General features: G+C 65.8%; 12 protein-coding genes and 6 pseudogenes. 8 read left to right on the forward strand and 10 right to left on the reverse strand.

What is annotated here, in order from left to right:
* Nucleotides 1-62 precede the first annotated feature (62 nt).
* The 4 genes and pseudogenes from MDN94_RS36520 to MDN94_RS36535 form a co-directional block, all read right to left on the reverse strand.
* On the reverse strand, nucleotides 63-1,067 hold the full coding sequence (locus tag MDN94_RS36520; protein ID WP_482730088.1) for an asparaginase: 1,005 nt from the start codon (nucleotides 1,065-1,067) through the stop codon (nucleotides 63-65).
* 23 nt (nucleotides 1,068-1,090) lie between these two features.
* Nucleotides 1,091-2,587: an amino acid permease gene (locus MDN94_RS36525; protein ID WP_482730089.1), complete on the reverse strand. Its 1,497-nt coding sequence runs from the start codon at nucleotides 2,585-2,587 to the stop codon at nucleotides 1,091-1,093.
* A gap of 5 nt (nucleotides 2,588-2,592) precedes the next feature.
* Entirely contained in the window at nucleotides 2,593-3,264 is a 672-nt protein-coding gene (locus MDN94_RS36530; protein WP_482730232.1) for a FadR/GntR family transcriptional regulator, read from the reverse strand.
* Nucleotides 3,265-3,634: 370 nt separating this feature from the next.
* A pseudogene (locus tag MDN94_RS36535) lies at nucleotides 3,635-4,189 on the reverse strand (aromatic amino acid lyase); the annotation flags it as partial.
* A gap of 521 nt (nucleotides 4,190-4,710) precedes the next feature.
* Here MDN94_RS36535 and MDN94_RS36540 point away from each other — a divergent pair.
* Both MDN94_RS36540 and MDN94_RS36545 read left to right on the forward strand, forming a co-directional pair.
* Nucleotides 4,711-4,926: a transposase gene (locus MDN94_RS36540; RefSeq protein ID WP_482730090.1), complete on the forward strand. Its 216-nt coding sequence runs from the start codon at nucleotides 4,711-4,713 to the stop codon at nucleotides 4,924-4,926.
* Nucleotides 4,927-5,075: 149 nt separating this feature from the next.
* Complete coding sequence (locus MDN94_RS36545; protein WP_482729975.1) at nucleotides 5,076-6,305, forward strand: IS256 family transposase; 1,230 nt, start codon at nucleotides 5,076-5,078, stop codon at nucleotides 6,303-6,305.
* A gap of 538 nt (nucleotides 6,306-6,843) precedes the next feature.
* On the opposite strand, the gene MDN94_RS36550 is transcribed toward MDN94_RS36545, so the two are convergent.
* A complete protein-coding gene (locus tag MDN94_RS36550) occupies nucleotides 6,844-7,251 on the reverse strand; it encodes an ATP-binding protein (RefSeq protein WP_482730091.1) in 408 nt (135 codons plus the stop codon).
* A 938-nt stretch (nucleotides 7,252-8,189) separates the two neighbouring features.
* On the opposite strand from MDN94_RS36550, the pseudogene MDN94_RS36555 reads away from it, so the two are divergent.
* Nucleotides 8,190-8,357 (forward strand): annotated as a pseudogene (locus MDN94_RS36555) (transposase); the annotation flags it as partial.
* Between the two features lie 301 nt (nucleotides 8,358-8,658).
* On the opposite strand, the gene MDN94_RS36560 reads toward MDN94_RS36555, so the two are convergent.
* On the reverse strand, nucleotides 8,659-8,796 hold the full coding sequence (locus tag MDN94_RS36560) for a hypothetical protein (protein WP_482730242.1): 138 nt from the start codon (nucleotides 8,794-8,796) through the stop codon (nucleotides 8,659-8,661).
* A gap of 134 nt (nucleotides 8,797-8,930) precedes the next feature.
* Nucleotides 8,931-9,332 carry a hypothetical protein gene (locus MDN94_RS36565; protein WP_482730092.1) on the reverse strand — a complete coding sequence of 134 codons (402 nt, stop codon included), beginning with the start codon at nucleotides 9,330-9,332 and terminating at the stop codon, nucleotides 8,931-8,933.
* A 367-nt stretch (nucleotides 9,333-9,699) separates the two neighbouring features.
* Here MDN94_RS36565 and MDN94_RS36570 point away from each other — a divergent pair, with 367 nt between their 5' ends.
* The gene (locus tag MDN94_RS36570) at nucleotides 9,700-11,109 is read left to right on the forward strand and encodes an NF041680 family putative transposase (protein ID WP_482730233.1); all 1,410 of its coding nucleotides are present in this window, start codon (nucleotides 9,700-9,702) and stop codon (nucleotides 11,107-11,109) included.
* A gap of 151 nt (nucleotides 11,110-11,260) precedes the next feature.
* Here the strand turns inward: MDN94_RS36570 and MDN94_RS36575 are convergent, their stop codons facing one another.
* Nucleotides 11,261-12,388, reverse strand: coding sequence for an FAD-binding oxidoreductase (locus tag MDN94_RS36575; protein ID WP_482730093.1), 1,128 nt, complete (start codon nucleotides 12,386-12,388; stop codon nucleotides 11,261-11,263).
* Nucleotides 12,389-13,686: 1,298 nt separating this feature from the next.
* On the opposite strand from MDN94_RS36575, the gene MDN94_RS36580 reads away from it, so the two are divergent.
* Nucleotides 13,687-14,760, forward strand: coding sequence for a hypothetical protein (locus tag MDN94_RS36580; protein ID WP_482730094.1), 1,074 nt, complete (start codon nucleotides 13,687-13,689; stop codon nucleotides 14,758-14,760).
* A gap of 251 nt (nucleotides 14,761-15,011) precedes the next feature.
* Here MDN94_RS36580 and MDN94_RS36585 read toward each other — a convergent pair.
* Nucleotides 15,012-15,450 (reverse strand): annotated as a pseudogene (locus MDN94_RS36585) (transposase); the annotation flags it as partial.
* A 290-nt stretch (nucleotides 15,451-15,740) separates the two neighbouring features.
* Nucleotides 15,741-15,854, reverse strand: a pseudogene (locus tag MDN94_RS36590) (IS630 family transposase); the annotation flags it as partial.
* Nucleotides 15,855-16,420: 566 nt separating this feature from the next.
* On the opposite strand from MDN94_RS36590, the gene MDN94_RS36595 reads away from it, so the two are divergent.
* The 3 genes and pseudogenes from MDN94_RS36595 to MDN94_RS36605 all read left to right on the forward strand — a co-directional run.
* Nucleotides 16,421-17,644 carry a peptidoglycan recognition protein family protein gene (locus MDN94_RS36595; RefSeq protein WP_482730095.1) on the forward strand — a complete coding sequence of 408 codons (1,224 nt, stop codon included), beginning with the start codon at nucleotides 16,421-16,423 and terminating at the stop codon, nucleotides 17,642-17,644.
* Nucleotides 17,645-17,860: 216 nt separating this feature from the next.
* Nucleotides 17,861-18,201 (forward strand): annotated as a pseudogene (locus MDN94_RS36600) (IS701 family transposase); the annotation flags it as partial.
* Between the two features lie 365 nt (nucleotides 18,202-18,566).
* Nucleotides 18,567-18,789, forward strand: a pseudogene (locus MDN94_RS36605) (transposase); the annotation flags it as partial.
* Nucleotides 18,790-18,879 lie beyond the last annotated feature (90 nt).

Genomic DNA, 18,879 nt, shown 5'->3' on the forward strand with positions numbered 1-18,879 from the left:
GTGCTACTTCCATGAGTCCTGCTGAAGAGTGGGTTCTCGCTGCGCCGAATCGGCGTGACTCATCACGAAGCCGCCTGGGCAGCCGCACGGCCCGCGAGTTCGCCGATGACCTGCAAGCTTCCGATCTTCGTGCCACCGACCCGTACGGGGGCGTCGGCGAACTCCGCGAGGAGCGCGGGATCCACTCCGGCTACTGCGAGCGCCGCTGCCGTCACAGGCATCCGGGCACGGTTCGAGCCGTCAGCGATCTTCACGCCTACGGCTCTACCGTCGGGAAGAGCCGCCACTTGCACCGCTTCGAATCCGTCCTTGGCGACGAGCCCGGGTACGAGGCCCATGAGCCGGGTGACGTCACGCCGAGAGCCGGCAACCATTTCCGGATGCTCGCGCATCGCCGCCGCTACCCGGCCTCCTGGGCTGTTCCGCGCGGCCAATCCGATCAGGGACAGCGCCCGGGTCAGCCCGTGCAGTGACACGGAGGCCAGCGGTGCACCGCACCCGTCGAGCGTCAATCGGGCGATGGGCTGGCCGGTCAGGTCCTCCACCGTTTCCATGATCAACTGCTGGAGGGGGTGCAGAGGATCAAGGTAGTCGGCCGCCCGCCAGTTTCGTATGCGGGTGGTCAGCAGCATCGCCGCATGCTTACCGGAGCAGTTTTGGGCGATCCGGGAGGCGCTGCGTCCTGAACGGAGCCACTCCTCCCGGACCAGTTGGTCATAGGGCAGGTCCGGCGAGTTGCACAAGTCGACTTCGCCTAGCCCTCCCGCGGCGAGGATCCGCAGCGCTCCGGCCAAGTGCCGTTCCTCACCGGAGTGACTGGCCGCACCGAGGGCGAGAAGCTCACCCTCCAGGTCGAGACCGGCCCGGAGCATTCCTACAGCCTGGAGCGGTTTGAGCGCGGATCGAGGGTAGAAGGCCGCCTCGATGTCCCCAGCCTGGAATTCCACACTGCCGTCAGCGGCCAGTACCACGACAGAGCCGTAATGGACACCTTCGATGACGCCTCCGCGCGTTATATGAGCCAACGCGACGTGGCCGGGCTCGCGGACGACAGGTGGATTCCTCATGATGTCGCTCCCGGTGTTGGGGGTCAGTTCCCGGTCGGCTCGGACGCGGGTCGGTTCTCGGCGGCCAACTGGGAGTCGCTCACTTCAGCGGCATCCCGGACGGCGTTCACTCGGCCTCGCACGGCGAACCAGCCGGCAACCAGTGCCATCACGATCAGAGGCAGCGACATGACAGTGATGCGGCCAGGCCCTTCGTCGACCCACATGAGGATCAGAACGAAAGCAAGGAACCCCAGGGTGACGATCTCGGTGTACGGCGATCCGGGCAGCCGGTAACTGGGGCGGTCGATCAGGCCCGCTCGCGCCTTCCGCCAGAAGAGCAGGTGGCAGATCATGATCATCGCCCAGGTGCTGAGAATGCCGATGGCTGCGAAGTTGAGGACTATCTCGAACGCCTGGCTCGGGACCAGGTAGTTGAGCCCCACTCCGAGTACGCAGATGGAGGATGTGAGGAGGATCCCGCCGTACGGGACGTGGGTCCTACTCATGACTCCGGTGAACTTCGGCGCAGAGCCGGACATCGCCATCGAGCGCAGGATGCGGCCTGTGGAGTAGAGCCCCGAGTTCAGACTGGACATCGCAGCGGTCAGCACGACGAGGTTCATGACGCCGGCTGCCGCGGGTACGCCGATCTTGGACAGCACCGTGACAAACGGGCTCTCCGCCGCCGAGTACGCGTTCCAGGGCAGCAGCATCGCGAGCAGAACCACAGACCCCACATAGAAGAGCGCCACGCGCCACATGATGGAGTTGATCGCCTTGGGGACGATCTTTTCGGGGTTGCTGGTCTCGCCTGCGGTGACGCCGACCAGTTCGATTCCTGCGTAGGCGAAGACGACACCCTGGATGACCAGCAGCATCGGGAACATCCCAGCGGGGAAGATGCCGCCGTTGTCCATCATCAGATCCGGACCGGGGACATGACCGGCGACCGGGTGTCGGGTCACCAGCAGAAAGATGCCGATGCCCATGAAGACTACGAGCGAGCCGACCTTGATGATCGCGAACCAGAACTCTAGTTCACCGAAAATCTTCACCGAGATCAGGTTCACTGCCACTACGACCGCGAGAGCGACGAGGGCAATCACCCACTGAGGGGTGTCGCTGAACATGCTCCAGTAGTGGGTGTAGGTCGCAACGGCTGTGATGTCCGCAATCCCTGTGGTTGCCCAGTTCATGAAGTACATCCAGCCCGCGACGAACGCGCCCTTCTCCCCCATGAACTCGCGGGCATAGGAGACGAACGCCCCGGACGAGGGACGGTGCAGGACGAGTTCTCCCAGCGCCCTGACCACGAGGAAGGCGAAGACGCCGCACAACGCGTACGCCACGGCGAGCGAGGGACCAGCGCCGGCGAGCCTTCCTCCAGCCCCGAGGAAGAGTCCGGTGCCGATGGCGCCGCCGATGGCGATCATGTTGACGTGTCGGGACTTGAGCGACTTGCTGTATCCGACATCGCCAGCGTCGACGTGCGCAGCTTTGGGATCTGGCCCGGCTTGGTTGAGTGTCTGCTGGCTCACTCGTTTCAACCGCCTTCGGATTGTTGTGTCATGCGGGAGCGCCGCACGATCGTGGTCAGAGTTGTCTCGACGTGCTCGAGATGACGTGCCATCGCCTGGTTCGCCAGGCTCTTGGAGCCGTTGGCGATTGCCTGGACGATCGCCGTGTGTTCGCGATTCGACTGAGCGCGACGATCGCCGAATCCGGTGAGAAAGGCGGACTGCTTGGCCAGGGCGTCGCGGATCTCCTCGATGATTCGGCGGAACACTGGGTTGGCTGACGTCTGAGCGACGCTGATGTGGAAGAGGGTGTCCATCTGCACCCATGCGGTTGTGTCGGTTTCCTCTTCCATCTGGTCAAGCAGACGCACGAGGTGATCGAGGTCCTCGGGGGTGCGGCGCAGGGCCGCGTACCCCGCGACTGGGATCTCGACGTGTCGTCGCACCTCAAGGAGGTCCTGCGCCGAGTAGTCACCGAACATGAGGTTGTCCACCGGCCGGTTGGAAGTGACGAAGGTTCCTTTGCCCGTACGGGTTGCCGTAAGTTCCAGAGCCTGCAACGCACGCAGCGCCTCTCGGATGACCGAGCGGCTGAACTGGAAATCGCGGGTGAGTTCCAACTCGGAGGGCAGCTTGTCCCCGACCGCGAGTTCACCTCGCTCGATTTCGCCGCGTAGGTGGCTGAGCACGACTTCCATCGCACTGACGCGTCGGGGGACGTCACCACCTGTCCGGCTGTCTGACAGGTTCACGCGACGGATGCTCAGCCCCCCGATGGCAGTGGGGCAATGACCGACTGGAAACTTGGGTCCAGTGGCCCTGCTATCTGATCCGGATGACTCATCTGGGGACGGTGGTCGGAGCGGCCATCCAGTCCCAGGCGTTGAAGCGACACGCACACAACAGCGACGTCCCGCACCTGCAGGGGATCGACGCGGTGAGGGAGTCACGGTCCGGAGACAAGTCCCATGGTGTCCTTGGCGGGATCGCCGACGAAGCAGTACCTCGCACCGGCCTGAAAGGGAACGGCTTGACAGGCGGGCGTCGCATCAGTCGGCTGACCTCCGACTATGCCAGGTGGGCGAACGAGTTGAGCGTCTCGGCCGCTTGCGCCACATCATTGGCAGCGGCTGGTTTGTGTGCTGTCCGTCCAAGACCTGTCAGCGAGTTCGAACGCCTGGCCCGGCGGGAGGGCCGGGTCAGGACATATGGCTCGCTTGGCGCAGCGCCCGTACGGCGGCGACGAGTTCGCAGCCGACGACGAGTCCTGACGCTCGAGCCGCGCGCAGGATCTGGCGTCCGGCCAGCGAAGCGAAGCATGCCTGGTCCTCGACGCCGCGGGAGAAGACGGCGTGTCCGAGGGATGCGGATGCTGAGAAGGCGCGAAGGTCGCGGAGGGCTGGTTCGGCGGCGTACTGGGAGATCATCACGCCGGGCTCGCCGCATGTTTGTCCTCGAGGAACGGGTTGAGCGGGGTATAATCTGGTTCGTTTAAGGCGGCGAGCCGAGATGTGGAGACGCGGGCGGTCTGGGCGTTCGCGAGCCGCGAATAGTCGAGACCAGAACGAGTTGAGCCATGTAGAAGCCGCCGTGGTACGCGGCCTTCTCGTCAGGTCGGATTAGACGTCGTTTCTGCCTTCCTTGACCAGGCCGGCGAACAGGTCGTCGAAGTACTGCGTCGAAACGGCCAACTGTCCGCGCGACCGCAGGGACGGACATGATCGACGCCATCAGGGCCGCCAAGGACGCACTGGCCAGCGACCACGAGATCCAGCCGAGGCTTCGAGGAGAGCGCAAGGCCCGCGCGTCCTCCTCGTCACCCGGCCCGGCGCTGTCGTCGCCTCGACCGCCGCGATCAACCAGTTCAAGGTCCTGATCGTTTCTGGCCCGACGCTCTGCGGGCCAATCTGCGGAAACTTCAAGCAAATCACTCGCTGTGCTCAGCTGAGAGACCGCCCGCCGCAGGACCTGGGAGCATCCCATGACCCTCCGGGCCCTTGGGCCACTGCTCAACGCCTCTAGACACTCCAGACCGAGGCAAAGGACCTTGAGAGTGAGATCCTCGCCCTCGTGCGGCAGATGGCTCCGGAGCTGTTGGAATTGCAATAAGTCGGGCCCATCACAGCCGCCCAGGTCCTCGTCAGATGGTCATACCCCGGCCGCTTCCGGTCCAAGGCCGCCTTTGCTTCCTCGCCGGCGTTTCGCCCATCCCGGCCTCTTCCGGGCTCAGGAACCGCCGCCGGATCAACCGCAGCGGTGACCGGCAGATGAACCGAACCCTGCACAAGATCACGCTCATCCCGTACGTCGCCCACAACCGAGCCAAGAGGATCTCCTCCGAACCGCCTGACGTGATATAGCAGCCTCGGGGGCAACCTTGCAGGTCCGAGCCCCGTGGACGATGGTGTCCCGTCGAGTGGTGTAACAGCGATCTCCGCATACCCCCTGGTCATGAGGCGGCCATCGCGCAACTCTCCGAGTAGCGAAGCTCGTTGAGAGAGGTGACACGATGGCCTTGTCCCAGCATGACTTACTCCGGCTGATGGAGTCACTGCGTTCGGCGGACGGAATCGAGTTGGTCCGGGTTCTGGCCCAGCGGATCCTGCAGGAACTCATCGAGGCCGAGGCCACCGCTCACATCGGTGCCGCGCCGGGTGAGCACACCGAGACCCGCACCACGATGCGCAACGGGCACCGAGAGAAGGTGCTAACCACACAGGCCGGCGACCTGGACCTGGCGATCCCCAAGGTTCGCACCGGATCGTTCTTCCCCTCGCTGCTGGAGCGCCGGCGCCGGATCGACCAGGCTCTCTACGCCGTGATCATGGAGGCGTACGTACACGGCGTGTCCACCCGCAGCGTGGACGACCTGGTCAAGGCCCTGGGCGGCGACAGCGGCATCTCCAAGTCCGAGGTCTCCAGGATCTGCGGCGCCCTGGACGCCGAACTGTCCGCCTTCCGCACCCGGCCCCTGGACCACACCCGCTTCCCCTACGTCTACCTCGACGCCACCTACTGCAAGGCCCGGGTCGAGCACCAGATCGTCTCCCAGGCCGTGGTCATCGCGACCGGCATCACCGAGGACGGCGGCCGCGAGGTCCTCGGCCTCATGGTCGGCGACAGCGAGAGCGAAGTGTTCTGGAGCGAGTTCCTGCGCTCCCTCAGGTCCCGCGGCCTGAACGGGGTCCGCCTGGTCATCGGCGACCACCACCTGGGCCTGGTCGCGGCCGTCCGCAAGGTCATGCTCGGTGCCGCCTACCAAAGGTGCCGCGTTCACTTCCTGCGGAACGTCTTCTCCGTGATCAGCAAGGACTCCGGGGAGATGGTCGCCGCGACGATCCGCACGATCTTCGCCCAGCCCACCGCCGGCCTGGTCCGATCCCAGCTCGACACCGTCGCCGACATGCTCGGACGGCAGTTCCCCAAAGTCAGGGACATGCTCCTGGAGGCCAAGACCGACCTGACCGCGTTCGCGGACTTCCCTGAACGACATTGGAAGAAGATCCAGTCGACCAACCCCCTGGAACGGGTCAACCGTGAGATCAAGCGCCGCGTCGACGTCGTCCAGATCTTCCCCAACCCGCCCGCCCTCGAACGCCTCACCACCGCCGTCCTCGTCGAAATGCACGACGAATGGATCGCCTTCCCCCGCAGCTACCTCCCCAAAGGCGGCATGGACTCGCTCTACCCCCAGACAGAGGATCAATCCGACGCGGTTACACCACTACAGGGGACATGACCCCGTGGACCCGGGCAGGCGGTTCCAAGATGAATGTCATGTCGGACGCGAACGGACTGCCTCTGGTCCTCGGACTCGCGTCCGCACTCTGCTGCTGCAAACGGCTCCTTGCTGACCATGCAGGACACGGTCTTGTGCCGGCACTCAGGCACCGACTCCGGCCCTGCTCCAGCCGATTCACTCACCCTCACGCGGACGGAGCCAGCAAACGTGAACTAATCGGTAGGCAGCGCGTTCTACCGGCGACGCGTCCACCGTCCGTCCCCTGAGGGAAGGCGCGCCAGAGCCCTGGCCGTCGTCAAGATCGGCCACAACCTATTGGGTGGGTGCCCCAGTGCGCGCCAGGTCCAGTTGCGGCGGTTCCCGGCCGGCCAGAGCACGGGGCGAAGCCGGTTCGCGCAACGTCACATCCCGAGTTCCGGCCGTGCGGCCATCTACAAGATCATGAACCCCCCGATCCGGGGGATCCGGGGCAGTAGGCCCCACTGAGCAGCGACGATAGCGAACTCAACCGATTGCTGGGAGGCTCTCAGGTGAGCTATGCAGCGTCTGCTTCCTGTGCCTGTGTCGGAAGATGTGCCCAGATCGTCTTGCCGCCGGCGGTGTGGTGTTCGGTGTCGATGGTGCCGCCGTACTCCGCCAGGAGGATGTGGATGATGGAGATGCCGCGGCCGTCGGTGGCATCGGTTGCGGCTTCGTGGCGGGTCGGGGTGTCGGGGCTGTTGTCTTCGACGCCGAGGTTAAGGGTGCCGTCGGCGTCGGCCTGCAGGGTCACCGCGATCTGCGGTGTCACACGGCCGGCGTGTTGGACGGAGTTGGTGACCAGTTCGGTGACGATCAGCTCCACGACGTAGATGAGGTCGCCGTCCAGGGCCAGGCCCCATACCCGCAGGGTCTGGGTGATGTCGTGACGGGCGGTGGGGGCGGCGGCTTCGGTGGGTGTCACGGTGAGAGTGTGCTGACACACGGCGTGGCCACCGGCGCATCCGGCGCGGTCGGCCCTGGCTCGTGGCAGAAGCGTGAAGACTTCGGCTTCGGACGAGGATGAGGTCCAGGGGTTGTCGGTTGCGAGGAACATGGGGTGTCCAGTCGCGATCAGTAAGGGAGGCGCCGGCCTGAGGGGGTGCGCAGGTCTAGCGGCGGGGTGGAGGAAGTCGGGCGCCTGGGGGCGCCGACCTTGATCCTGGTCTGCTGCATGGCGCACTCCCGATATGGGGCCGGGAAGCCGATGGGACAGCCGCTGGTCGCACTGCCGGGAACAGGGTGATTGGCGACTGGATCCGACGAACGTGGGGAGCCTCGGGTGCCCGCCACTTCGGAGTCTGTTGTCGCGTGGCCTGCCGGGGACGTTCGGTGCGGTCTCCGGCTCTGGCCAACCGCTCCTCGGTCGAAAATCAAATCCAAGCAATTACTTACTTCTGCTTCCTGTGTACGCGCCTCGCGGACCTATGTCAAGGGGAGGCGCAACGAAAGGCGGAGGCTCACCCGAAGCGCATGGAGGTGGACCGGTAGTGAGCGACAGCACCGGACCCCGAGAACGGAGGAAACACAGCTCTCGGAAGCAGTACCCCGCCACCAACCACGTCAGGCGCATCGGAAACTACTGCGGCACACGGACTGACCGTTCTCTTTCTGGTCGTGCGCTCGGTCTGGCACGAACGGGGTCGTGGATCGGGTGACTTGTCGGCTGGTGGGGCATAGAGGAAGGGCCTCTTGGTAGCTCGCGGTTGTCGAGTCCAGCGAGAACAAGAGGCTCTGTTGTCGCAGTGTCGCGTGGTCGTTGTTGGCGGGTCCAGTTCGTCCACTCCTGGGTGTGACTGTCTCGCCCACAGATTCGGGAACGCGGCCGACCGGCCAGAGCGCCGGCCTCGGTACGGCTCGGACATGAGCGATGTCGAGTGGGCTTTTCGTCCGGTGCTGCCGGTTCCGGGCTGGCTGCCTTGGCCGGGGCGGCCGTCCGGAGGGTTACTGCCACCGGCGATCGACGCGATGCGCTACCTCGTCGACAACGGCATCAAATGGCGGGCGATGCCCTGTGACTTCCCGCCCTGGCCGCGTATGTATGCCTTCTTCGCCCGCTGGCGGGATTCGGGGCTGGTGACCGAGCTGCACGACAGACTGCGCGAGGCTGTCCGCCGCTCGGAGGGCCGCAAAAGGGAGCCGACCGCAGGCATGGCGGACTCGCAGTCGGTGAAGGCGGACGCCACTGTTGCTCACCACTCGCGGGGGTTCGACGCAGGGAAGAGGACCAACGGGCGCAATCGGCATATGCTGACCGACAACCCTCGGGTTCCTGCTGGCCGTGCTGGTCACGCTGACCTCCACGACCGACCGGGACGCCGCCCGCATCCTGCTACCCGCAGCAATGAATCACTTCCGGCGGCTGGCGCGCGTCTGAGCCGACGGCGGTTACACCGGTCACCTCACCGATTGGACCGACCAGCACCTCGGGGTCGTCCTCGACATCGTCGGCCGCACCGACGACGTTCAAGGTTTTCAGCTCCTGCCCCGCCGCCTGGTCGTGGAAAGATCCTTCGCCGTGACTCCGCCCAGCCGGCCTGGTTCGTGACTACGAGCGACGCAGCGAGACCAGCGAAGCCGTCGTCCTGTGGTCGATGACCATACTCATGGGCCGCCGTCTGGCCATGCAGCACCAGGAACCTGTTCCGAAGTCGGCGGCATGAACCTGCCCGGTTTCTCCTCCCCCAGCCAGCCACGTTCCACCAGTCGCTTCAGCCGGGCCCTCGCTCCCTCGACGCGGGAGGCGGAGGCGCTGTCCCAATTCAGCACCACCGCTGCCCGGCGGGCACCCAGCCCGTCTCCTCCCGCTTCCACCACCTTGGCCATCAACGCCTGATAGTCCGGCGACAATTCGTCGGCCCCGGTGGCGTTCTGCCGGTGCGGCACCGCCCGGCGGGGTCCCACCGGCTTCCGCTGTGACACCCTGTCGATCACTTCGGCGGGCTCATCCACCTCGGCCAGTGCCTCCAGATGCTGCTCCAGGCCAATCCCCCGGCGCCTGAGCACCTCTTCCGCCTCAGCCAGAGCCGGCCTGCACCCGCTCCAGCTCGACCTCGAGCGACCTTCTGCCGCGCTTCCAAACCGCCCGCATCGATGGCATCCGCCACCCTCACGACATCTCAGCCAGTCACGAGCCGAGACTCCCGCGACAGCGGCCATCTCATGCCTGACCAGCGAGAACCACACACGAGGTTCGGAAAGAGAACGACCTCCTTGACGTTTAACCTCGCTGCTTCACTCGACCCGCTGATCTCGTGTTCTTCGCGGGACAGCAGGACGGCCGTTCTTCACGCTTCGAGGTGTCGAGCAACGTCGCGTGAAGGAACGGCCGCTGGTGAAGAGTCTCCATCCCGCAGGTCCCGCCGACGCCGCACTGGGCGTCCTGTCCCACTTTCGTGTCGAGTTCTACGACTGCCTCTACTCCCGCGCGGACGCGCTCTTCGAGCTCGCCGATGCGGTGCTGTGCGCGGACGGGCCGGTGAAAACCCTGGTCGAGCTCTCCTTGGCGGTCGAGCACCGGCGCGGGCACGGTGCGCTGTACGCGGCCCTGGACCGTGGCTGGCTGGAGCCGACACGGTTGCGCCGCGCGCTGGCGAACCTGCCGCTGCCGAAGGCGGCCGACGGGCGAATCGTGCTCGCCGTGGACGTGTCGCACTGGCTGCGACCCGACGCTCCCACCAGCGGCGACCGGCTCTTCTGCCATGTCTACGGACGCGGCGACCGCAACTCGGACCAACTGGTGCCCGGCTGGCCCTACTCCTTCGTCGCGGCCCTGGAGTCCGGCCGCACCTCCTGGGTCGCTCTCCTGGACGCGGTCCGCCTGGGCCGGGCTGACGACGCGACCTCCGTCACTGCCGCCCAACTCGGCAATGTCGTCCAGCGGTTAACGAGCGCAGGCCACTGGGAGCCGGGCGATCCGGACATCCTGATCGTGATGGATTCCGGCTACGACGTCGCCTACCTGACCCACGCTCTCGCCGGCCTGCCCGTCGTGCTGGTCGGGCGACTGCGCTCGGACCGGGTCATGCTCCGCGACCCCGGCCCCGCACGCTCCGGGCCGAAGGGCGGGCGTCCCCGCCGGCATGGCGGCGTCCTCACGTTCAAGAAGCGCGACAGCTGGCACGAGCCCGACGTCACGACCGCCACGGACACCACCCCCTACGGCACGGCCACCGCGACGGCCTGGGACCGGATGCACCCCCGGCTCACCCACCGCGGACCCTGGCTGGAGCACGCCAAGGAAGAACTCCCCATCCTGCACGGCACGTTGATCCGCCTGAAGGTCAAGCGCCTGCCCGGCGACCGCTACCCGAAACCGGTTTGGCTGTGGTGCTCGGCCACCGCCGCCGCACCGGCGGACGTGGACCGCTGGTGGCAGTCCTTCCTCCGCCGCTCCGACCTGGAGCACACCTTCCGGCTGATGAAACAGACCCTGAGCTGGACCGCCCCGAAGATCAGGCATCCCGACACGGCCGACCTGTGGACCTGGCTGATCATCGCTGCCCACACCCAGCTCCGTCTCGCCCGGCCCCTCGCCGAGGACCTCCGCCGCCCCTGGGAACAGCCCGCGGAACCCCGCCGTCTCACCCCCGCCCGGGTCCGCCGGGGGTTTCGCAACGTCCGCGCGACAGCAGCCCGCCCGGCGAGTGCGCCGAAACCGTCCCGCCCCGGCCCGGGGCGGCCTCCCGGCTCGAAGAACAAGCAACGGGCCAGGCACCACGACGTCGGCAAGACCGTCAAACGCGCCGAATCGATCAAGGAACACCAAGCCCAGCGGGATTGAACGCCAAGCTCAGGCGCCGGGGAGACCGAAAGCAGATGGCCTCTGATGAGACACAGCCCGACGAGAGGCACTGCGCAAGGTAGAGCGACAGCCCGAGGCTGCCGTGCAAAGACGATGAGCCTCGCCGCTCTACGGTGGACGGAGTTGATGGTCACCAGTCTTCACTCTCGGCCAGCACATCCTCGAACCACATGTCCTTCCAGGCTACGCCTGCCCGGTTCAGGGCCTCTATGGTCGTAACGACGGTACGTGGGGAGCCGCAGACGTAGTAGGCCCGAGCGGCGGACACACCTTGACCCAAAGCCGATTTGGCCAATGTGAATTGCTCCGCCACACACGGAGTGTCCTCAGCGACAGCCGGGCGGACGGTCAGCCAATCGTGGGCGTCCTGCAGGGCTAGAAGCGCTGGAAGGTCGTACAGTTGCTCCTTGTCGCGAGCCGCAACATGGAAATCGACCCGTCTGGGCCGCTGCGACGCGGCGACCTGTTCTACTACTGCGCGGAGGGGAGCCAAGCCCGTCCCCCCAGCCAGTAGCATCAACTCCCGTTCGTCCTCCGGATCGAGTAAGAGCAGGTCGCCGCGGGGGGCACCAAGTCTCACTACGTCGCCCGCCTGAAGGGCATGTACAAGCGCGGTGCTGACCGTGCCACCGGCCACAGCCCTGACATGCAGCTCCAGCGTTCCGTCAGGACGGGGCGCGTTCGCCGGTGAGTACCTCCGCCACCGACGAGGGACCAACTGTGTCTCCAGACTGAAGGACTGGCCGGGAGTGAAGGAGATCGGCTCGTCAGGCATGAGCTTGATGACTGCGATGTCATGGGCTCGCATGTCGTGCTCGAGGACAATTGCCTGCCACCGGCGTGGGCGCACGACGGCGTCGTCATGTGCGGCTTCGATCACGATCTGTGACACACGTGCGAACGCATCCTTCCAAGCCTGCGCAAGTCTTGGTGTCCACTCCTCTTCGAGAAAGTGAGCGAGCGTGGCGAACAGGCTCGTTCCCATGGGCTCGAAGTGCTCAATCAGGCACTTGCGCTTGCTGTGACGCCGGCCTAGGTCGCAGAGGTGCGTGAGAAGCCTGTCCGATTCGTTGTGACGCACCACAAGCCGACCGAGTGCTACCAAAATCCTGCTGCCCTGCGTTGCGATGCTCGGCGCAAGGAGCCCATGTATCTCGGGGACGGTGAGGAAGAGGTGAGAGTAGAAGAACCGGCTCGCCTCGTCACCGAATCGCAACACACGCACGAACGAATGCCTCAGCGGATCTGTCGCGGTCATGGCTGTGGGCTCCCACGAGTAGCTGATCGGGAAGGGTGACTGAAGAGGGGCACGCAGATGACTAGCGCCACCTCGGTAGCTAGGTGCTCGCGAAGTGATACCGGGCGATCCCGCTTGTAACCCGGTTGAGCAGCGGGGGCCAGCCGGTAGGGCTCACCCTCTCTCGAACTGGACTCTTGAGTGCGCAGGACAGCCCGCTCACGAAGGGCAGCCCCTACAAAGTTGGTTCGCCACGGGCCCGCACCGAATGGAATGCGAGGAATCCGCACACCACGTCGTCGACGGCGGCCAGCCAAGGGTCCGCATCGGCGGTCCAATCTCCAGCATTCAGGAGGAATCCGGTGCCCGTGATGCCGCCGAACGCGCACGTTCTGTGGCTTCAGGGATCTGTGGTGAGTCGTCCCCAACGCTGATTCGTGCGCCGCTGCTGCATGGGCCAGGGGCAGCGGCATGTTGTGGCCCATGGAGGTCCCTCGCCATCCTCCTGGATGTTACTCGTGGCCGCTGCATGATCTGGTTAGTGAGGCTTCAACTCACGTGGTGCCTCATCGCATGCGAGGCCACAAGGTCGTCACCCCCTGCGACGGCGTCGGCGAATGCCTTGCGGTCATTCCGAAAAATGGCCGACAGGATGGCTTTCACGAAGGCGCGGTTGTCACCGCACCGTTGGCAGGAGCGTACGCTCCACGACGGCAGCCCGTCACCGTGCGCCCTCGGGGTGAGGGGGGCGGCAAAGCTCCCGTAAGACCGGGGCGGCTGGCTTCGAAACGCCGGGCTGCTCATAGTCGGATAATGGATGGTCTCCGACGCTCAGCTCGCAGCGCTCGGCGGCATGCCGTGGATGCTTGAGGACTGCTTCATCCGCCGTTAAGCCACCCCTCCCGCTGCCTGACTTCCTGTCACTTTCACTCTGGGGAGAGTGAGGCATGAGGGCCTGCCCCCGCCTCCAGGTTACTCACACTTGGGCCTCTGGGCCCGTCAGATAGGGACCACCAGATCATTTCTGGTTCAGAGGTGTCGAGTTCCGTGGCTGCACCAGCGAGGCTCTAACCGACAGCCCTTGGTCCGTGGCGACCCATAAGTAATCTTCACCCCCTGGCTCCCTGTGCTCCGATGGCCGGGTCGTATCGACCGTCCAGTCGCCGCGGATGGTAGGAGAGTGGCACTCTCGCCTGGCCCGAAGCGGCTCGAGGGAATTCCATGAAGGATCGTCTCGTGCCAAAGTGAGGCTCAGGCCTCGCCGCTACTGAATTGAACCGCAGGAGAAGCGCCACCCATGATTGAGGACGATGGGCACGTTGGCTGAGCAAGCGTGGACCCACAGGGATGCAAAGGGCCTACGGAAAGATTGGAAGGCCGACTGCCACGACTTGCTCCTGAGGTTGGCTGCAGCACTTCCTGACGAAGACACAGCGCGGGCACGACGAGCCTTGGGCGACTCTCGGCGCTCCGAGGCGGCGTACATCATCACCAAGGCCGTCCTGAGCACGGGAGCCACGCTCCCAGAGGCCGATAACACTTTGTTGGCTGAGGCCCTGGAAGCCGACGGGTACGACTCAGCACAGCTGAACAGCGTTCCTGCAGCACCGGCCTGGGGCAAGTACCCTGGCTTCGACGCGCAGCCAGCACTTGCGTACCTCTACACGCCCGAGCCGACCAAGGTGACGCGTGAAGCTGATCGGGCGCTGCTGTCCGCATTGGAGGACGGGAGGGAAGCGGTCGGAATGTGGCGCACGTGGCGCTTGCCAGCCTTCGCCGACAAGATCGCTGACTCCCGGTGCGTCTACGTTGTCGAGGTTCGGCACGGCACGGATCTGCCAGCGTACACTGCGGCAGCCCAGCGTGTACTGCGCGCTGCAGGAGAGGACGTGCCGAGGGTGGAGGTGTACCGCACAGGCGCGAGACTCCCTGCCTATCAGTGGCTGGCTCGTGAGCACGGTGCGCTTCTTTGGGCGAACCGACCGGCCTCGCCCGTTCGAATCGCTCACGTTCCGGGTCAACTGCGCTCTCAAAGCGGTGATCCCAGCCCAGTCAGTCGCCTGGCGAAGGGGCTGCCTGCGCTGCGGGACAAGGATGAACTGCTCCTCGTTGCCAACTACCTCCGCACGGCCGCAACGCTACTTGCCACCCCACAACCAGGAGGCGAGGTGTTGGCAAAGGCCCATGGATCCGTCACACCGCTGGGTATCCGCACAGATGGAGCCTGGGTCTGGACCGACACTCTTGTCCAGTTCTTGGAGGAAAACCGGCTCATGCCGGCGCGCGGGCTCCTGGAGCACATACGTGATGCTAACTATCGAGCGCCGGTCGTCGACGGCGTCGCCCGTCACCGGGCGATGGCCATACTAATCCGGGTGGATGGAGCCAGCTAAACCATTCAGCGTTCATGGGCCACAGGGACCACCACCCGAAGTTCGGGGATTGAGCGCACACCGACACTCGGTAGGGGCCAGCCTTCCTAACCTCCATCTTTCGTGACGGTCCGCCGACGGAGTCGGTGGGCCGTTTTCGTGCCGTGGGCTGGGGCTGTGCAGGCCGAAGAGCTGAGTGTCGCCTCGGGATGGTGCCGGATTCCACTGCTCCGGATGGTGAGGTGCTGTCGAAGGGACGGGGAATCCGCTGATCAGCCAGGGTCGGGCAGTTGGGTGAGCCGGTCGCGGGCTGCGGTGATGTGACCGGTCCAGGGGCCAGTGCCGGGCCAGGCGGAGCCGACGGCCGGTGGTCACGAGCTGTCCGGCCGCGGTGAACAGGCGGAGCCGTAGTCGGCGGGGCTCCCAGAGCCTGGCCTTGCCGGTCAGGGCGAGCATCGGCATCCAGGCCAGCAGGGTCGAGAGCGCTCTGCACGATCTGCAGCCAGGTCCGGTTCTGGGCCGTGGGGTGTAGGGGCAGGTTGCGCAGGCCGGTGGCCCGTCCCGGGCGGCGCGGATGCGGTCCTCGTCCCGGGCCCGCAGCCCGTGACGGAGCTCGAGCTCGGCGATCGGCCGGCACGAGGTGTTGGTGGCGAAACAGGTCAGCCGCATGCCGTCCGCATCCGTGAGCCGCAACTGGGGCCCCGGGGCCGGTGAATGGGACTGTCCAGGCCGAATCCGACGCCGTGATCACACCAGCCACACCAAAATCATCCCAGCCGGTTAGGGTTCCTTCTTCGAACCAGGGGCTGGAGACGGATGATGGAGCAGGATTGAGGCCCTGCAACTCGCGGTGGCGTTTCTCGCGCATGGCCAGCGCGATGACGAGCCGCCTCTCGCTATCGGCGCGGAGCGGGTTCGCACGTAGTTGTCGAGGAGGAGGCGCACGTCGAGGCCGGCGGGCACCTCCTTGTCCAGCTTGGTGAGGAACTTTTTGAACCGGCACGGTGTCGCCGGTGGAGGGAGCCGATGTCCTTTCCCGTGGCGACCTCCAGGGCGGCGAACAGAGTGGTGGTGCCGGCCCGGACGCAATCGTGGCTGCGGCGCTCGGGCGCCCGGGGCGTCATCGGCAGCAGGCTGGGACCGGTCCGGTGCGCAACCTACGCCCCCTACGGAAGCCAGCCGGTACTGGGCCGGTGGAGGCACGCACGTCGTCGTTGGGCCCAAAGTCCCCTTCTCCGTGAGGCGGCAGTGGGGTCGTTGCAGTTCAGCGGAGGCGGTGATCACCTCAGATACATATGATTTTCCGCCGTTCATCGGTCCTTTGGTGGCGCAGCGGCGGTACGAGTGGTGATCCCTTCGGATAGGAACAGCCATAGGCCCGCACACCTTGGGTCTGCCTCACAAGCGGTCAGGCTGCCTAGGATCGGCTAGTCAACAGGAGCCACTCATCGGACTCCACCTCTCAGCCATTTGCACGGGACGAGGGGCGACAAAGGACCTTCGTCGTCCGGTAGGTGATCGAGGTGGTGCCGTACTGCGGCACCTTGACCTCGGACTTTTCGCCCAGCTCGGAAAGAGTCCAGCAGGACCACCATGGGCGAGTCCGGTTCGGGTCCCTGCCACAGCGAACTGCCCGCCACCGAAAACTGCTCACCGCGAGCAGCGTTCGCGAACAAGCTCTATGAAGGACGGCATGAGTCGGAGAGAAGCTCGCACGCAGCGAGCAAGCACGTCGAAGCGCACGATCTGGCTGGCAGCGTCAGCGGTGGTGCTGGCGGGGACGAATGTGACGGCTTCGGCTGTGGCACAAGGCTCTGCGAGCACTGGTACCGAAGACAACTCACATGCGCCCCAGTCCCACTCGCTCATGCTGGACGGCGCAGGCGCGGCGAAGCGCGAACTGCCGCGTACCGACACCCAGAATTTCTCGCTCGTGGGCGTCTCCTGGCAGGACGGCGCCGACGACTTTGAGGGCACTGCGCAGATACGCACCCGCAGTGTGGATGACGGCGGATGGACCGACTGGCGCGACCTCGATTTCGACATCCGGGCCCCGGAATCGCAGGAGGGCAACGCCTCAGGTGTGCGCGGTGCATCCGAGCCGCTGTGGGTCGGGCCGTCGGACGCCGTCGAGGCCCGACTTGTGGTCGGCGGCAAGGAAACCAGGGTCCCGGAGGCGCTGCGGCTCGACATGATCGATCCCGGCGAGACGAAGGGCGGTAAGAGACAAGGGATTGAGGGTCCAGGAACTGCGGCGCCTGATCGGGGCGCCTGGACTTGGGGAGCACCAGCCGTCCCCGCCGCGCCAGCGATCGTCAGCCGCGCCGAATGGGGCGCGGACGAGTCGCTCGTCACAGACCCGCCGGCCTACCTGAGCCAGGTCGACGCGGTCTTCGTCCACCACACCGCCGGCACGAACAACTACGACTGCGCTGAATCACCAGCGATCATCCGGGCGATCTTCACTTACCACGTGCAGACCAACGGATGGAGCGACACCGGCTACAACTTCTTCGTCGACAAGTGCGGAACGGTCTTCGAGGGCCGCGCCGGCGGCGTCGACAAGCCGGTACGCGGAGCCCACACGTACGGCTTCAACGGCTACTCGTCCGGTGTCTCGCTTCTCGGCGACTACGAGAACGGCGGCACACCGACTCCTGCGGCCAAGCAGGCCATCGCCGACATCTCCGCCTGGAAGCTCGGCCTGCATGGCGTCGACCCCGAGGCGAAGGTGACGCTCACCGCCGCCGGCGACACCGGCATCTACGAGGCAGGCGAGCAGGCGAAGCTCAACACCATTTCTGGACACCGCGACGGCTTCGCCACTCTTTGCCCGGGCGCCACGCTCTACTCGGCGCTGCCGGAGATCCGCCGCACGGCGGGTGCGTCAGTGTACGCGGACTGACCCCGCCTCAACGGCCGCTTTCCACCCCTGTGGTGGGGGGCGGCCGTTCCGCGTGGTCGTCGTGTCAGCCGGTGGCGCGGCCCCCGCGGGACGTACCGAGCAGACCGAACCGAGTGGCCACGGCCTGTGACGAGGGCTAGGCTCGAGACCGCAGCGCCCAGGATGCGGCGGCTCTCCGTCGACGTCGGGCTGGGCGATCGAGGCAGCATTCTGTGTATCGAGGCCCGCCTCTGGCACCGGAAAGCCCGTCGCAATTGGGTCATCGCCCGCCGCAGCGTTTACCAGCCCGACACGAGATCTCCTGCTGCCGCGTCGGCACCACACTCGAACAGCTGATCCACATCACCGGCAGCCGCTGGGCTGTTGAGGAATGCGTCCAGACCACCAAGCAGGAATGCGGCCTGGGCGACTACCAGGTCCGCCGCTACGACGGCTGGCACCACCACATCACCCTGGCCATGGCCGCCCACACCTGCCTCACCGCCCTGCGTGCCCGCGAGTTGGGCACCGGCAAAGCAGAGACGGATCGTCCCAGCTCGTACCCCCTCACCCTTCCCGAACTGAGACGCTTGATCTGCCAACTGACCCGGCCCCGCCCGAGCATCGACCACGCCCTGCACACGTCACACTGGCGACGCCACAGACAACACACCAAGTCGACACCAGCCACTACAAACGACGCGGCCACACTCCACCAGAAACCGAACCGCCGTCGAACAAAGGACCGTTGCAGTAACAGCGCCGGACAAGTCGCCCCGGGAGTCTGCAAGGCGGTGATGGACAACCTGTGCCGGTGAATCCGGTGGCCTCGACGTTCAATCGTGCACCTTTACGCCCATACGGATGAGGACGTTGCGCAGTGGCTGGACGAAGCGCGCCTGGTCGAGCATGCCTTCGCCGCGGACGAGGTAGGGCGGCAGTCCGGGACTGGCTGACCATCTACTCCCTGCCGCCCTACGCACCCGACCTCAACCCCGTCGACGGAACCTGGTCACTGCTGCGACGCGGCTGGCTCTCCAACGTCGCCTTCAGCACTTCCGAACACCTCGTCCAGCGCATCCGACGCGGCCTACGTCACATCCAGTACCGCAGTCACCTCATACGGCTGCCACGCCGAGACCGGCCTGACCATCAGACCCGACTGAGCAACCCAGCGACATCACGAGTTCAACCTCCTTACGTTGATGGTGGGTTGATCCCGGTCACTCGTGGGATCGGGAGGCCCTGGGGCACTG

The organism is Streptomyces sp. WAC00040 (assembly GCF_056835925.1).

Excerpts from the sequence above, each read along its gene's own strand:
- MDN94_RS36520 (WP_482730088.1), bottom strand. The coding sequence starts at position 1,067 with ATGAGGAATCCACCTGTCGTCCGCGAGCCCGGCCACGTCGCGTTGGCT.
- MDN94_RS36530 (WP_482730232.1), bottom strand. The coding sequence starts at position 3,264 with ATGGAAGTCGTGCTCAGCCACCTACGCGGCGAAATCGAGCGAGGTGAA.
- MDN94_RS36540 (WP_482730090.1), top strand. The coding sequence starts at position 4,711 with ATGGTCATACCCCGGCCGCTTCCGGTCCAAGGCCGCCTTTGCTTCCTC.
- MDN94_RS36545 (WP_482729975.1), top strand. The coding sequence starts at position 5,076 with ATGGCCTTGTCCCAGCATGACTTACTCCGGCTGATGGAGTCACTGCGT.
- MDN94_RS36575 (WP_482730093.1), bottom strand. The coding sequence starts at position 12,388 with ATGACCGCGACAGATCCGCTGAGGCATTCGTTCGTGCGTGTGTTGCGA.
- MDN94_RS36595 (WP_482730095.1), top strand. The coding sequence starts at position 16,421 with ATGAAGGACGGCATGAGTCGGAGAGAAGCTCGCACGCAGCGAGCAAGC.